15 protein-coding genes are annotated in these 14608 nt (G+C 60.0%); 4 read left to right on the top strand and 11 right to left on the bottom strand.

Annotated features, from left to right (window positions below; all coding sequences use genetic code 11):
• Positions 1 to 174: 174 nt before the first annotated feature.
• The 8 genes from ABU178_RS10060 to ABU178_RS10025 are packed head-to-tail and all read right to left on the bottom strand — an operon-like array spanning position 175 to position 7512.
• Entirely contained in the window at positions 175 to 1848 is a 1674-nt protein-coding gene (locus ABU178_RS10060; protein ID WP_397214373.1) for an AMP-binding protein, read from the bottom strand.
• Positions 1829 to 3097 carry an MSMEG_0569 family flavin-dependent oxidoreductase gene (locus tag ABU178_RS10055; RefSeq protein WP_397214370.1) on the bottom strand — a complete coding sequence of 423 codons (1269 nt, stop codon included), beginning with the start codon at positions 3095 to 3097 and terminating at the stop codon, positions 1829 to 1831. Before ABU178_RS10055 ends, ABU178_RS10060 begins: the two co-directional genes overlap by 20 nt.
• A gap of 19 nt (positions 3098 to 3116) precedes the next feature.
• Positions 3117 to 3413: an MSMEG_0570 family nitrogen starvation response protein gene (locus ABU178_RS10050; RefSeq protein ID WP_397214368.1), complete on the bottom strand. Its 297-nt coding sequence runs from the start codon at positions 3411 to 3413 to the stop codon at positions 3117 to 3119.
• Positions 3414 to 3427: 14 nt separating this feature from the next.
• A complete protein-coding gene (locus ABU178_RS10045; protein ID WP_397214366.1) occupies positions 3428 to 4387 on the bottom strand; it encodes a sll0787 family AIR synthase-like protein in 960 nt (319 codons plus the stop codon).
• Positions 4384 to 4947: an MSMEG_0567/Sll0786 family nitrogen starvation N-acetyltransferase gene (locus ABU178_RS10040; protein ID WP_397214364.1), complete on the bottom strand. Its 564-nt coding sequence runs from the start codon at positions 4945 to 4947 to the stop codon at positions 4384 to 4386. Before ABU178_RS10040 ends, ABU178_RS10045 begins: the two co-directional genes overlap by 4 nt.
• Before the next feature lie 9 nt (positions 4948 to 4956).
• A complete protein-coding gene (locus ABU178_RS10035; protein WP_397214361.1) occupies positions 4957 to 6063 on the bottom strand; it encodes an MSMEG_0568 family radical SAM protein in 1107 nt (368 codons plus the stop codon).
• Positions 6023 to 7015 carry a Nit6803 family nitrilase gene (locus ABU178_RS10030; RefSeq protein WP_397214359.1) on the bottom strand — a complete coding sequence of 331 codons (993 nt, stop codon included), beginning with the start codon at positions 7013 to 7015 and terminating at the stop codon, positions 6023 to 6025. Before ABU178_RS10030 ends, ABU178_RS10035 begins: the two co-directional genes overlap by 41 nt.
• Before the next feature lie 14 nt (positions 7016 to 7029).
• The gene (locus ABU178_RS10025; RefSeq protein WP_397214357.1) at positions 7030 to 7512 is read right to left on the bottom strand and encodes an MSMEG_0572/Sll0783 family nitrogen starvation response protein; all 483 of its coding nucleotides are present in this window, start codon (positions 7510 to 7512) and stop codon (positions 7030 to 7032) included.
• Positions 7513 to 7881: 369 nt separating this feature from the next.
• Between ABU178_RS10025 and ABU178_RS10020 the strand changes: the two genes are divergently transcribed.
• Positions 7882 to 9285 carry a PLP-dependent aminotransferase family protein gene (locus tag ABU178_RS10020; protein WP_397214355.1) on the top strand — a complete coding sequence of 468 codons (1404 nt, stop codon included), beginning with the start codon at positions 7882 to 7884 and terminating at the stop codon, positions 9283 to 9285.
• A gap of 136 nt (positions 9286 to 9421) precedes the next feature.
• Positions 9422 to 9658, top strand: coding sequence for a hypothetical protein (locus tag ABU178_RS10015; protein ID WP_397214353.1), 237 nt, complete (start codon positions 9422 to 9424; stop codon positions 9656 to 9658).
• Here ABU178_RS10015 and ABU178_RS10010 read toward each other — a convergent pair.
• From ABU178_RS10010 to ABU178_RS10000, 3 genes are all read right to left on the bottom strand, one after another.
• Positions 9644 to 10267 (bottom strand): glutathione S-transferase family protein, encoded by a 624-nt coding sequence (locus ABU178_RS10010; RefSeq protein ID WP_397214351.1) that lies wholly within the window; start codon positions 10265 to 10267, stop codon positions 9644 to 9646. The two genes, ABU178_RS10015 and ABU178_RS10010, sit on opposite strands and share 15 nt — an antisense overlap.
• Before the next feature lie 76 nt (positions 10268 to 10343).
• Positions 10344 to 11123, bottom strand: a complete 780-nt coding sequence (locus tag ABU178_RS10005) for a transporter substrate-binding domain-containing protein (RefSeq protein ID WP_397214349.1) — start codon at positions 11121 to 11123, stop codon at positions 10344 to 10346.
• A 1-nt stretch (position 11124) separates the two neighbouring features.
• Positions 11125 to 12240, bottom strand: coding sequence for an NAD(P)/FAD-dependent oxidoreductase (locus ABU178_RS10000; protein ID WP_397214347.1), 1116 nt, complete (start codon positions 12238 to 12240; stop codon positions 11125 to 11127).
• A gap of 235 nt (positions 12241 to 12475) precedes the next feature.
• Between ABU178_RS10000 and ABU178_RS09995 the strand changes: the two genes are divergently transcribed.
• On the top strand, positions 12476 to 13021 hold the full coding sequence (locus ABU178_RS09995; RefSeq protein WP_397214345.1) for an SRPBCC family protein: 546 nt from the start codon (positions 12476 to 12478) through the stop codon (positions 13019 to 13021).
• A complete protein-coding gene (locus ABU178_RS09990) occupies positions 13021 to 14190 on the top strand; it encodes a zinc-dependent alcohol dehydrogenase (protein WP_397214343.1) in 1170 nt (389 codons plus the stop codon). Before ABU178_RS09995 ends, ABU178_RS09990 begins: the two co-directional genes overlap by 1 nt.
• The last annotated feature ends 418 nt before the right edge of the window (positions 14191 to 14608 follow it).

The following is a 14608-nucleotide window of genomic DNA, read 5'->3' as shown; positions in this document are numbered from 1 at the left end:
GTAAATATCACGAGAGGTAAGCGTTACTTATGTTTTTCCTTTGCCTTTTTCTTCAGGGATAAGCACTGCGGGTTAATGTGACGAAAATCACATTTTGATCTGATAGGATTTTCTAATGTTTGCCGAAGAGATGTCGCATCTTTTGCTCATTGCCGCTGAAAGAACACGCGACATTTACCGGTTTATTTGCTGGTTCATTGCCCTGCGCATTACCTTGCCGGAGAAGGTGCGCGGAATCGAAGTGACAAACCAGACGCGGCGTACCAGGGCAAAATGTCCACAGGCTTCACGTACGCAGCGGATAATTGCTTTTTTCAGCGCCCGCTGCGCCGCTTTATCCAGATTGTGCGTCACGACATAAATGCCCGGCATCTCTCCCAGCAGCGGATGGCTGAGTCGTACCGCTACCGCCTCCTGAATCGCTGTTAAAGGCTGTAAAGCACTTTCGATTTCCACGGTTGAAAGGCGCTTGCCGCCAATGTTGATCACATCGTCCATACGTCCCAGCACCTGTATGCCGCCATCAATATGACGCACTGCACGATCGTGCGTGACGTAAATCCAGCGCCCCTGATCGTAGCGCCAGTAGCGCTGATCGTGGTCGACATCATCTCCCCAAAGCGTACTCATCCCGCCGGGACCAAGAGTATGACGCACCACCAGCATGCCGGGCCGATCGGGCGCGCAAGGCGCACCGGTTTCATCATCCAGGATTTCAACGCTGCGCGGCATGACTGCGCCCTGCCGATCGCCGCTGCCGGAAAGAATCGGCCAGCCGCTCTCGGTTTGCCAGTAATGGTTCTGAACCGGCAGACCGAGCGCGCTCAGCCATTGCTCCGTTGGCCTGTCCAGCGGCTCGCCAGCCAACCAGATGCCGCGCAGCGAATTCAGGTTCGCCGCGGGTACGCCCTGCCGTCGCGCCAAACGCATCGCGCCGGGAATGGTCAGCAGACGCGTTACGCCCAGTTCGGCAATCAGCGACCACCAGCGTGCACCCGGCGCATTATGCGCACCGGCTTCTACCATCAGCGTGGTAATCCCCGCCAGCAACGGACCATAGACGCCGTAGCTGTGGCCGGTTACCCAACCCACATCGGCTGAGGTGAAAAAAATCTCCTCCTCCTTCAGAGCGAAAAGATGTTTCAGCGATGCGAGCAGCGCCACGCCGTAGCCGCCAGTGTCCCGCACGATCCCTTTCGGCGTGCCGGTAGTGCCGGAGGTAAACAGAATGTGAGAGGGCGCATCGGCGGGCAGCGCGACGCAAGGTATGACACGTCCCCGTAGCGTTTCCAGCTCCAGGCACAGCGCCGCCGCGCTACAGTCGATCACCTCCACCCCGGAAGTCTGCCGGCACACTTCAGCGGTTTGGTCGTTACAGAGCAGCAGCAGAGGCGCGCAGGCGCGGATACGCTGTATCAGCGGGGTAAGCGCCGTGCCGGAATAGGTCACGACATGCACCGCCCCGATACGCGCACAGGCCAGCATTGCGGCCACGACGAGCGGACCGCCGGGCAGGCAGATCATTACCCGCTCTCCCTGCGCTACGCCGCGCCGTTTCAGCATCCATGCCAGCGCCTCTACCCGCTCCAGCAGTTCGCCATAGCTGATGCGTGAGATCACGCCGTCGCGGTCGCAATGGATAATGGCAGTCTGCGACCGCTTTGCCGGTAAATGACGATCCAACGCGTTATAGCAGAGATTGGTTTCTCCACCAGCAAACCAGCGCTGACGTGGTCCATCTTCAATATGTTCATGTAGCTGCTGCCAGGGAGTAAACCAGTGCAGCAGCGTCGCCTGCTGCGTCCAGTATTGACTGGCGAAGTGATCGTCAACGCAGAGCGGAAGCATCAGATGCCTCCTGCGAAACCACACCGGGCGAGACTTCACGCGCAACGATGGCCGCCAGATAGCGAGCATCTTCGCCCACTCCCTCGAAGCGGCCCGATCCCCAGGTCCAGAGCCAGGGCAGGCCGAGGAAACAAAGCCCCGGTACCACGGACACCCCGCGCTGATGACGCGGATAGCCCTGCTCATTGAAGGTGGGCAACGCGATCCAGCTGAAGTCGGTATGAAAGCCTACCGCCCAGACGATGGCGGAAATCTTGCTGAGATCGATGTCGTTAACCGGCGTGCCAGGCTGCCACGGCGGCTGATAGCGCGGCTCCTGCGGCGCACTGATACCCTGCGCGGCAATCCACTCGTCAATGCTGTCCTTGATCTTTTGCGAGGTGGCATCGGCGCCATCCAGGTTACGCGCCAGGTCATCCGCCACCTGAAGCCTGCCGTCGCGATATCCCTGCAGGCGACCATAGAGCCGCATACCCTGCAAAGCGAAAGCGCGCAGATCGATGTCACGTCCGCCGTCGCGGCCGGTCACATAGTGATTGGTTTTGCGTCTCGCCTCTTCCCCCAGCGGATGATCTTTCACCGTCAGCCGGTAGTGCCCCATATCCTCCAGCCAGGCGACCACATCGCGTCCGCGATAGAAGCGTGACACGCGCGGCGCGCTGCCGACGCAAAGATGCACCTGACGTCCACTGAGATGAAGGTCTTCAGCAATCTGCGCGCCCGACTGGGCTGAACCGACCACCAGAACCTCGCCGGTTGGCAGCGCATCTGCCGAGCGATAGTGCGCGCTGTGCACCTGAGCGATATGCGCAGGCAACTGAGCGGAAATCTCAGGGAAACGCGGCCGATGGTAGTTCCCCACTGCCACCACGACCTGGTCGGCGCTGTAGTCGCCGTCGGAGGTACGGAGTAAAAAGCCATCGCCGCGTTTCTCCAGCCGCTCGACGTTAATTCCCTCGCGTAGTGGCGCGTCGAAGCTGGCGGCATAGCGTTTCAGATAATCGACGATTTGATCTTTCACCATAAAGCCGTGGGGATCGGTGCCATCATAGGGAAAGCCGGGCAGCCTGCATTGCCAGTTGGGCGTGACCAGCGAGAAGTTGTCCCAGCGCTGCTCGCACCAGGCCCAGGCAAGATGATGGCGCTCCAGAATAACGTGGCGAATGTTGCGCTGCGTCAGGCACCAGCTCATCGCCAGACCAGCCTGGCCGCCTCCGACAATGACGACGGGAAAATGTTGTGGTTGCATGAGTTCGATCCTGGCTGCGTCAGTGGGAAGAGGTAACTGGCCTGATGGTTTCGACAAACACCGCCTCGTCAGCGCCATAGCGTTGTGCTTTCTGCGTAATCGCCGCCGCCTGATCGCTGGCGCTTGAGCAGTGATAGCCAAACTTCGCCGCCACGCGATCGCTCGCTTCAGCCAGCGCCGCCTGCGCCACGGTGACAAACTCCGCCACGCTGTAGGCATGGTTCAGGCGAAAATGTTTTTCAATGGTGGTTGAGGGCGAATAACAGGTCTCTTTACTGCCGTCTGGCCAGCAGACGATAAAGTGCATTGCGGGCATAATCTTCTCCTCGGTTAATGGCCCATGCCGGTTAACGGGTTTTGCTGTAAATCCCAAAAACAGTGCGCTTCGCTGCCCTGACTTATCATCAGCTGACGGCCCGGCAGAAAACGTCCGGCAACCGCCGCGCTGATGCCGCAGGCGGCGAAACGGGTGATCGCCCTTTCGCTCTGCTCCGGTTCGCAGGCCAGCAGAAAGCCGAAGCTGGGAAACGCGCAGAGCCAGCGCAGCCAGTCGCATTCAGCGGGCTTCGGCACGGCATCAAGATTCAATTGCGCGCCCAACTGCGCGCTTTCCAGCATCATCACCAGCGTGCCGGCCAGGCCCGCCTGGCTGATATCTTTTGCCGCTGCGATAATGCCCGCCTCGGCCATCTCCGGCAGCAGCGCCAGAGCGGCGCGCAGCCGTTGCGGATCGGCGCCGGTGACAGCGTCCCAGTTATGGCCCGGCGGATGCCAGCGCCCGTCGAGATTGATGGCGACCAGCAGATCCTGACCGGCGCGCACCGTAAAGCTGTTCAGCAACCGCGCCGCTCGCCCCAGAACCGCTACCGCCAGCTGCGGCTGATTGCTGCGCAGGTTGGTATGGCCGCCGACGATGGGCACCTGATAGGTTCGGGACGCCGCGCACATGCCTGCCAGAATTTGCTCCGCCTGCGTCTCGCCGGCGCTCCAGAGCGCATTGACAATCGCCAGCGGCCTGCCGCCCATCGCGGCGATGTCGCTCAGATTCACCATCACGCCGCACCAGCCAGCAAACCAGGGATCGGCGGCGACAAATTCATTGATGAACCCCTCCATCGCCAGCAACAGCGGTCCTTGCTCATCAGCGATAACGGCGCTGTCGTCGCCATTGGGAAACGCGTGCGGCCAGCTGTTGCGCAGCGCCTCCGCCACGCGCTGGATGTCGCGTTTGTGGGCAATGCCGCTCTGTTCGCGCAGCGCGGCCAGCAGCCCAGAGAGCGAGGGGGTCATGCCGCACCTCCGGTGAGCACCGGCGCCAGGTCGACGCTACAGGCTTTCTGTCTGCCGTTCAGCACCATGCCGCTGAGCGGATCGTAACAGGGGGGATAGTGTGCGAGATCGGCCTGCATAAAGGCATGCTCAACGCCGCGCAGCATCAGACGATCCCGCGTGTGCCAGTGCAGACGACGAAACAGCGGCTCGTTCTGATGCTGCACATGGGCGTAGAAAGCTTGACAACCGAGGGCGTGCGCGCTGCTGACCGCGAGGCGAATCAGCGTTGGGCCAAGCTGGCCCTGACGGCGAAAGCCATCGTTTACTGCCAGCCGCGAGCCGAACCAGATGCCCGGCTCCGTCTGGTGTATGCGCACCGTGCCCACCACCTCCTCATGCCAGCCGCCGCAGCTGCCCAGCGCCACCAGCAGATGCGCCTGCTCATCAATCTGATCGAGATCGCTCCCCTCAAACAGCCCCTGCTCGCGGCAAAAAACCGCACGTCGCAGCGCGTAAGCCTGCTCACGCTCCCAGGGTAAAGTGACCCATTTGATGGTGTATCCGGCATAGCTGAACATACGCCCTCCTCAGGCTATGGCCTGCTCGAAGCTGGAGAGTGAGGAGCAAGCGCCGCAGCGCCCGCAGCCCGCTTTGATTTCGCTGGAGCGCAGCGCGCCGACGTGCAGCATGGCGCCCAGCGGCTGAAGGATCGATGCCATAAAGGCGGCGTCCGGCGCTGGATGTTGCGCCAGCGGCGTACCGCTGATCGGCACGAAAGGCACCACGAAGGGATAAACGCCGAGATCGATCAGGGTTTGCGACAGCGATAAAATCGCCTCGGGCGTATCGCCCAGACCGGCAAGAATATAGGTGCTTACCTGCCCGCGTCCGAACACCGCCACCGCATCGGCAAAGGCGGTCAGGTATTGATCCACCGTTACCTGCGCCTTGCCGGGCATAATGCGTGCCCGCACTTCTGGCGTCACTGCCTCCAGATGCATGCCCAGCGCATCAATGCCCGCCTCTTTCATGCGCTGAAACCAGACTGCATCCCCTGGCGGTTCGCACTGTCCCTGCAACGGCAGATCCACCGCCGCCTTGATCGCTCTGGCGCTCTCCACCAGCAGACGCGCGCCGCGATCGCTGCCGGAAGGGGTGCCAGTGGTCAACACCATATGTTTCACCCCGTCCAGCTCCACCGCCGCTTTCGCCACCTCCGCCAGCTGCTGCGGCGTTTTGCGCTCAATGGTGCGCCCGGCCGCCAGCGACTGGCCGATGGCGCAGAACTGGCACGCTTTAACGCGATTCTCATAGCGGATGCAGGTTTGCAGCACCGTGGTCGCCAGCACGTCGGTGCCGTGCAGCGTCGCAATGTGGGAGTAAGGAATACCGTCCGCAGTGTGCAAATCGTAAAAACGCGGTCGCTGCGCAACGCTAATCTCGCGCACCGGAATGGCATTTTTCAGCAGGCGGCTGTGCTCGCCGTTATGCTCCATCTGCCATGGCGAACGATGCGCGCTCTGCGTGTAGATCGGCACCATTACCGTAACGCCATCTACCGTCACCGCCTGGTGATCCGATGGCCCGGCGCCGCCGTGGCGGCTGACATGTTGCGCCGAGGGGTTAATCACCTTCACCCCCTGGGTCAGCAATTCAGTGATCAGTTGTTGTCTGGACAGGCTGGCGTCGCTCATCTTCCTCTCCTGGCTGTTGCGGTGCATGCACCATGTATTGGGCAGGACGATCGTTAATATGCAGGCTGAGCAGCTCCGGCCGGGCGTAGTGTCCAACCGAATCCATCATGCGCTTGCGCTTAGTGATCAGGGACATATCAAGATCGGCGATGAGGATCCCTTCGCCTTCCGTCAGCGGCGGCGCCAGATGACGTCCTTCCGGCGAGATGATGGCGGTATGGCAGCCGCCGCGCAGCCCCTTCTGCAACGCCGGATCGGGGGTCAATTCTTCAATCTGCGCTTCAGTGAGCCAGCCGGTGGCGTTGATCACAAAGCAGCCCGACTCCAGCGCGTGATGGCGAATGGTGACTTCCATCTGCTCGGCGAAAATCGGCCCCACCAGCGAGCCGGGAAACTGGCTGCAATGGATCGCCTCGTGCTGAGCCATCAGGCTATAGCGCGCCAGCGGATTGTAATGCTCCCAGCAGGCCAGCGCGCCGACGCGGCCCACGGCGGTCTCCACGACCTTCAGGCCCGATGCGTCGCCCTGTCCCCAAATCATACGTTCGTGATAGGTCGGTGTGATTTTACGGCGCTTCAGCACCAGCTCGCCGCTGGCGTCAAACACCAGTTGAGTATTGTAGAGCGTGCCGCGATCGCGCTCGTTCACCCCCAACACCACCACGATGCCGCGCAGCCGGGCGCGCTCTGCCACCGCATGGGTAATGGGGCCGGGCACCGCAACGGCCTGATCGTAAAGGCGCAGATGGGCCGCACCGGCGGTCATCGCTGGGGTGATAAAGGAGAAATAGGGATAATAAGGCACAAAGGTCTCGGGAAAGACCACGATCTCTGCCCCTTTCACCGCCGCCTCGTCGATGGCATCCAGCACCCGGGCCAGCGTTTTGCTGGCCTCATGGAGATCTGGCGCAATCTGTACCGCGGCAGCGCGCACGCTGCGTGACTCTGCCATTTCCGCGCCTCCGCTTACATGGTCCAGGTATCGATAATCAGTGCGTTATCGCGCGTGTGCAGCAGCTTAAGGTCGAGCACGTCCAGCGGGTTAATGGCGCGAATGCCCTCGATCAGTGAAGGTTCGCCGTGGCCGTAAAGCGCCTGTAACGCAAAGCGGCAGGCGTACACCTTGCCGCCCTCGGCCATAAATTTAGTCAGCTGATTGTTGTAGTTCTGATGTCCCGGAAAGGCTTCCGCGCCCAGGGTTGGAAAACCGCGCTGTACGCCCAGGGTGACGCCGGGACCATAAAGCAGGATCGAGGTTTCGAAACCCTTACGTTGCAGACGGGTCGCCTGCAACATATTGACGAAACCAATGGAGCCTTCAAACGCCACGGTATGGAAGGTTACCAGGGCTTTCTGGCCCGGCTCCGCCTTGACGTCTTCGAACACTTTCTCTTCGTAGTCGACCAAAAAATCACCGGTTTTATGGGCGGGTAAAGTCACTGTTGGCATGGTGTGCTCCGCATGGCTATGGGTTGAGTCAGGAGCTGTTAGCTCCCCGCTGCGGTGCAAAATGTGCAGCCGCGTAACCTAACCTCAGCAACCGCCGTGCCAGCATAAAAATCAACGATGCAATCAATGCTCCATCATTTGCTCATTTTCCCGCCAAAAATATTTTTTCCAGCTTCCGCTGCCTTTTTAACCTGCGGTTGAACGGTGGCTGAATGCGCGCAAATGCACCTGTTTGATGCTTTCCTGCACCATAAATGCACACAATAAAAATCATCATGCAATCAATGATGCAATCAATGTATGAAAAGATTGCTGATTAAACATTGCTCGCTTTATAGTGGCCCTCACGTCTTTGCCAGGAGCCATGCCATGATTAACGCTATCTATGCACGCTGGGCGCAGCATCTCAGCCGTCAGTCGCAACGTCCTGCCTATTTGCTGATTGCCGATCTGATCGCAGAAGGAATCAACAACGGTGAATTTCAGGCACGCGATCGGCTGCCGCCGCTGCGCGAGCTGGCGGTTGCTCTGTCGCTCAATTACACCACCGTGACGCGTGGCTATGCCGAGGCGAAGCGCCGGGGTTTGATCGATTCCCGCCCCGGCATGGGCAGCTTTATACGCGGCAAAGTGCCGACGATTCCGCTCAGCGGCGGCAGCAGTTATGAGATGACGATGAATGCTCCTATCGAGCCGGAAGCGCCTGATATCGCCGAGGCGATCCGCGCCGGGGCGCTGAATCTCTTCACCCAACGCGATATTTATAGCCTGCTGCGCTATCAGGATTTTGGCGGCGCGCAGGAAGATAAAAATATGGCGATCGTCTGGCTGGAAAAATGCCTGCCGCGGGTAGAGAGCGAGGAGGTACTGGTATGCCCTGGCATCCACAGCGCGCTGGTGGGGCTGATGACGTTGCTGAGCCGCAAAGGAGGCGCGGTGTGTCTGAGTAACCTCGTCTATCCCGGCCTGAAGGCGATTGCCAGCCAGCTGAATATACCGCTACATGCGCTGGAGTGCGATGAGGATGGCGTGTTGCCGCGCGCCTTTGAAAATCAGTGTCAGCTCGGTAACGTCTGCGCGCTCTATCTTAATCCGACCCTGCAAAATCCCACCACCCTGACACTGCCGCTGCGGCGGCGTGAATCGCTGGCGGATATTGCGCTGCGCTACAGCGTACCGATCATTGAAGATGATGCCTATGCGGCACTGCCGACGCGCACTCTGCCCACCTTTGCCGAGCTGGTGCCGGAACTCACCTGGTATGTGACCGGCCTGTCAAAATGTTTTGGCCCAGGCCTGCGCATCGCCTTTGTTAAAGGCCCTGGCAAACGGGCAACCCAGCTGCTGGCTGGCGCGCTGCGCGCGCTGACGGTGATGTCGAGTCCGGTGACCAATGCGCTGGCCAGCCAGTGGATTGGCGACGGCACCGCCGATCGGGTGCTGTTGGCTATCCGCCAGGAGGCACGCATTCGCCAACAGCTCGCCGCGCGTCATCTCGGGCAGTTTCACTACAAAGCCGATCCCGACGGCTTTCACCTCTGGCTGCCGCTGCCAAAATCGCTGCGCTGGAACCCTTCCGACGCGGCGGTAAAACTGCGTGAGCAAGGCGTCAGCGCCGTATCCAGCGCAGCCTTCTGCACCGATAACAATCCGCCCGATGCGCTGCGTCTCTGCCTTGGCGGCGCCTGGTCGCGTGAGGTCTGCGAAGAGAATCTGAAAATCGTTGCCGATATGCTGGAGCATCCACAGCATTTCGCCAGCGTGGTGTTATAACCGCCATGCTGTAGGAATTTTCCTGCAAAAATTACGGCACCCTGATCCAGATCAAGAAGCGCTTCTCTCGGGTGGCTAAGAATTGACTTAAGCCAAATTTTCACGCAGGGCCGTCACCCGGCCAAAGGAGGCAACGATGAGACTGCAATCGATGAACGTACATCAGATGGCACGCTACGCAGAGGTAGAGGAGCGACTGCTGGTCAGGGCGATCTGCAACCAGGGTACGCTGGACGGCGTGCCGCTGCCGGAAGCCGTCACTGTGTCGCCGCTCTCGTCGCGCCGCTGGCTGCGGGAAGATGCCCGGCAGTTTAAACACGCGCTGGCACGCGCCCGGGCGATGAAGCAGAGGCCGTCGTCAGGCGGCCTGTAATCCGTTACGCTCAATCACGGTTTTTAACTCTTCCCGTCTGCTTACCCGCTGCGCAATGGCCCAGAGCGTTGGCGTTTGCGTAGCGAACCAGGACTGACGGGGCTTCCAGCAGGTCAGCGGCGGCAGATAAGCGTCGAGCAACGTGACATTGTCACCCAAAAGATATGCGCTGTTGTCCAGTTGCCCCTCCAGCCAAAGATAGCAGCGTTCGCGGTAGCGGTCGCTGCTCTCCACCAACTCCGCAGCGCCCTGCTGCGTCCAGCGCTCGGGATAATCACCCAGGGTAAAAGTGGGATAAACGTTTGCCACCAGCCAGACCAGCCAGTGATAAAAGCGATCGCGGACGGCGCTGCCCGCCGCCGGAATCAGATGGGGATTTCGATCCGCCAGCATCAGGGCGATAGCGGCGCTTTCCGTTATGATGCTGCCGTCGGTTTTTTGCAGGGTCGGCACCTGACAGAGCGGATTCAGCGCCATCAGCCTGTCGCGCTGCGCGCCCGGCTGGTCAAAGCCCTCGACATCAACCCAGTGATAAGGCTCACGGCAGAGGCAGAGCATCAGTTCGGTAATTGCCGAGCCCCAGCCCGGCGCACCATAGAGGGTATACATGCGGCTCTCCTTTCTCAGTCACCACTGATTGAGTGTAAGCCAGCATCACAAGGCGCGCCGGGCCAGGCAGCATCAGCTAGCTTTTTGGCGAGACGTCCACTTTGAAATAACGCTGACTCAGCTGGGTAAAGGTGCCGTCGGCGCGAATATCGGCAATCGCCTTGTTCACTTGCGCCTGTAGCGCCTGATCCTCGCCCTTGCGGAAGCCCATGCCGGTGCCCTGACCAAACAGCGATTTCTGATAGATCTCCTTGCCGTTCAGCGCGAATCCGGCGCCCTGCGGCTTACTGAGAAAAATTGAACTGGCGACAATCGCATCATCCAGCGCGGCATCCAGCCTGCCCGCCGCGAGATCGGAATAGATCTGATCGTCATTCTGATAGGCCACCACTTCCACACCCTTTCCGCGCCAGTGCTGGTTTGCATAGCTTTCAAATATGGTGCCCTGCTGGACGCCGATCCGCTTCCCGGCCAGCTTAGTGAGATCGTCGCTCAGCCCTGCCTTCGCCGGGGCAACCAGCCAGACCGGCGAAGTGTAGAGCGGGACGGAAAAGTCCACCGACTGTCGCCGTTCGTCGTTGATGGAGAGCGACGAGAGGATCACGCTGAATTTGCGCGCTTTCAGCGCCGGGATTAGCGCGTCAAAAGGCAGCTCCACAAACTGGCACTCGCGCTGGATACGGGCGCAGATCGCCTTGCCCAGATCGATATCAAAACCCACCAGCTTGCCCTGGGCATCTTTGGATTCAAACGGCGGAAAGGTCGGATCGATCCCCATGGTTAACGGCTGCGCGCCGATTGCGCTCAGCGTGGAGAACCCGGCGAGCAGGCTTAACGTCAGCAATAATTTTTTCATCTCACTTCTCCTGTACGGCATCAGCCTGGAAACGCGCAGGACGGAACGCAGCCAGCATCGGATGATGGACGCCGCTTAAGATTTCAAGACTTAACAGCTCGCCGATAATCAGCCCCAGCGTAGCGCCTGAATGGGTATAAGCAACCCAGGCGCCGGGCACGCCGGGGATCTCACCCAGCACCGGAAAGCCGTCGGCGGGAACCGGTTTCCAGCCCGCTTTGTAACTGGCAACCTGCAACGGCGCGTCGGGGTTGAGCAAGGCATCCGCTTCGGCAAACAGCCGGGTCAGCACCGACTCCGGCACCGTGCAGTGCCCCGCTTCGTCCTCATGAATCTCATCGGCATACCAGCTGTGATCGATCGCCAGCGCCTGGCCGGGATGCGGACGCAGCGCCACGCGCGGCGTATTGAATACCTTACGCGGCAGTCGCGCCTGCGGCTGGCTCCAGGCGACCATCGAGAGTACGTTGCCGTCAGGCAGAGGAAACCCGAGTTCAGTGACTATCGCCGGGGTATTCGCCCCGCAGGCGATAACCACTTTATCAAAGGCTACCTCGCCGTAACGTTCAGACTTGATACCGCGGACAGCGCCATCTTCTCCGGTTACCGGCGCGGTTTTGCCCGCGTTACAGCAAAGCTCGCCACCGTACGCGCTGAAACTGGCGATCAGCCAGTCGATTAGCGCAGGCAGGCTGACCCAGCCCTCGCCCGGATTGACCATCACCTTGCGGCTCAGCGCCTCAGGATTGACGCACGGCTCCAGCGCGGCGATCTGATCTGCGTCACAGAGGTGGGAGTCATAGCCGTGGGCGCGCTCCGCCTGGTGCCACTGGCGAATCTCCTGCTCATCTGAACAAAAAATACCGCCGTCGAAGCGGATCCAGTCGATGTCGGGATGCTGGCTGAGCAGCGTGCGGTAGCGGTCGATGCCCGCCATACGTAGATGAAAATAGTGATCGGGCCAGGGGCCGGAGGCGTTCAGCCAGGAGAGGGAGCGCCCGGATGCGCCGGACGTTAGTTCTGACTCGGTATACAAGGTCACGCTGGCACCCGACTGCGCCAGGAAACGGGCGCAGGAAGCGCCAATGACACCACCACCCACAACGGCAATCCGCATAACGCACTCCTGAAAGAAAAAGCCTGCTTTGCAGCCGGAGACGCCTCAGGCAATCGCCGCGCTGCCCTTTGTTTTCCTGAGCAGTATCAAACAGAACCGCAGCGCAGGATAATCGCTTTTGCTTATAGCCTCCTCTCTCCCGCTTCGCTCGCAGTTTCTCTGCCCTGTGCTTTACTCAAATTGTTCCGATTCAACATGAATTTACTGGTTCCCCGTGCCGGGGAAAGGAGGCGACTTGACCGACTCAACTGCAAATTTAGCCGTGGTAAATGACGATCGCGATTTAGTGCTGCGTCGCTGGATAACCATTGGCCGCCCGGCCGCCGAGCTTTGCGCGCTCTGGCTACAGCCCGACACCCTACCACGCGTGATGGCGCATTTTGCGCACGTCGAAGTGATTAACCACAGCGATGCCCGCTGGGAGGTTGAGGGTCCGATGGGGAAAACCTGGCGTTGGGAGAGCCGTATTACGGAGGTCGAGCCGGGGCGTCTGATCGCCTGGCGGGCGCTGGACGGCGCGGATGTGCCCAATGAAGGACAGCTGGAGCTGAGCGCCGCCCCTGGCGAATGGGGAACGGAGATCGCTCTGACGCTGCGCTTCAATCCGCCCGGCGGTAAGCTGGGGAAAAAGATGACCTCAATGCTCGACATCTTTCCAAAAGAGGTTGCCAGCAAGGCGCTGCATCGTTTTAAAAGCCTTGCCGAAACCGGTGAGATACCCACGCTGTACAGCCAGCCGGCTGGCCGTCATGCGCAGCACAAAGATAATAAGGAGGTATGATGCGAGCTCTTTGCTGGAATGGCGTAAACGATCTGAAAGTGGAAACCGTGACCGATCCGGGCATCCTCAATCCGCACGATGCGATTATCAAAGTACTGCTGACCACCACCTGTGGCTCCGACCTGCATGTGATCGACGGCCTGATCCCGACCATGCACGAAGGGGACATTCTCGGCCATGAGTTTATGGGCGAAGTGGTAGAAGTGGGCAGCGCGGTACGCAACATCCGGCGCGGCGATCGCGTAGTAGTGCCCTCCTTTATCTCTTGCGGCTCCTGCTGGTATTGCCAGCACCAGTTGCCCTCCTGTTGCGACAATACCAATCCGCACTGGGAACAGGGCGAGTCGGTGCTCGGTCATGCCACCGGCGGCATCTACGCTTACAGCCACGCTTTCGGCGGCTACGCCGGGTCCCATGCGGAGTATGTGCGCGTACCGTTCGCGGATAATGACTGTTTTGTGGTGCCGGAAAACGTCAGCAACGAGCAGGCGCTGTTTCTCTCTGACGCCGTGCCCACCGGCTATATGGGCGCGGACTTCTGTAATATCCATGCTGGCGATACCGTGGCGGTCTGGGGCTGTGGTGGCGTCGGGCTGATGGCGCAGCAGTCCGCGTGGCTGATGGGGGCGCATCAGGTGATCGCCATCGATCGCTACCCGGAGCGGCTGGCAATGGCGCGGCAGCAGAACGGCGATACCATTACGCTCGATTACAGCAAAGAGGATGTGCATGAGGCGCTGCTGGAGCTGACCGGCGGACGCGGGCCGGACAGCTGCATCGATGCGGTAGGCATGGAGGCGCGCGGTGAGGGATTAAGCCAGGTTTATGACCGCACCAAGCAGTTTCTGCATCTGGAAACCGACGTCGGCGCGGCGCTGCGTCAGATGCTCTACAGCTGCCGCAAGGGCGGTAACATTTCGATTCTCGGCGTTTACGGCGTGATGGATAAATTCCCGCTGGGGCTGATGATCAATAAAAGTCTCACCATCCGCACCGCGCAGCAGCATGGTCAGCGCTACATGCCGCGCCTGCTGGAGCATGTGGCGAAGGGCGAGCTTAATCCGGCGATCATGGCCACCCACCGCTTTACGCTGGAAGAGTCGCCGCGCGGCTACGAGATGTTTAAACACAAAGAAGATGGCTGCGTGCGTGCGGTGTTTGTTCCCTGAGCCCCCTGCTCCAGAGCGAAAAAAGGCGGAGGGGTTAGCTCCGCCTTGTTTCAAGTTCCGGCTAACAGGCGTGGCCGGTCAGTTGCATAAGGGCAACGATGATCTGCAAGATGATTCGGACTAACTCCAGAATGATCTTAATCAGTTCCATCACTTTCCTTCTCCTCTTCAGGAGCGCGCCTTTCAGCGCCCGGAGCCTTTACTCCACCCGCCGGGTGCCTGAGCACTTTGTGAGGAATGCTGAGCGGCACTCGTTGCGAAAGCTACAGGCCAGCACCACCTGTTACCTGCCGGGATTTTGAAACCTGCCCCTGGGAGGACCAGTTAACAACGGTACCCTGCCCGCGCATCCAACACCTGTATAAGCATACAGTAAAATAGCGAAACTTGAAAACCTCTCGCCCACTCTTTAAAATTA

Origin of the sequence: Pantoea osteomyelitidis (assembly GCF_044342975.1) — a bacterium.
Taxonomy (GTDB): domain Bacteria; phylum Pseudomonadota; class Gammaproteobacteria; order Enterobacterales; family Enterobacteriaceae; genus Pantoea; species Pantoea osteomyelitidis.
This window is presented reverse-complemented; position numbering and strand designations above follow the sequence as displayed.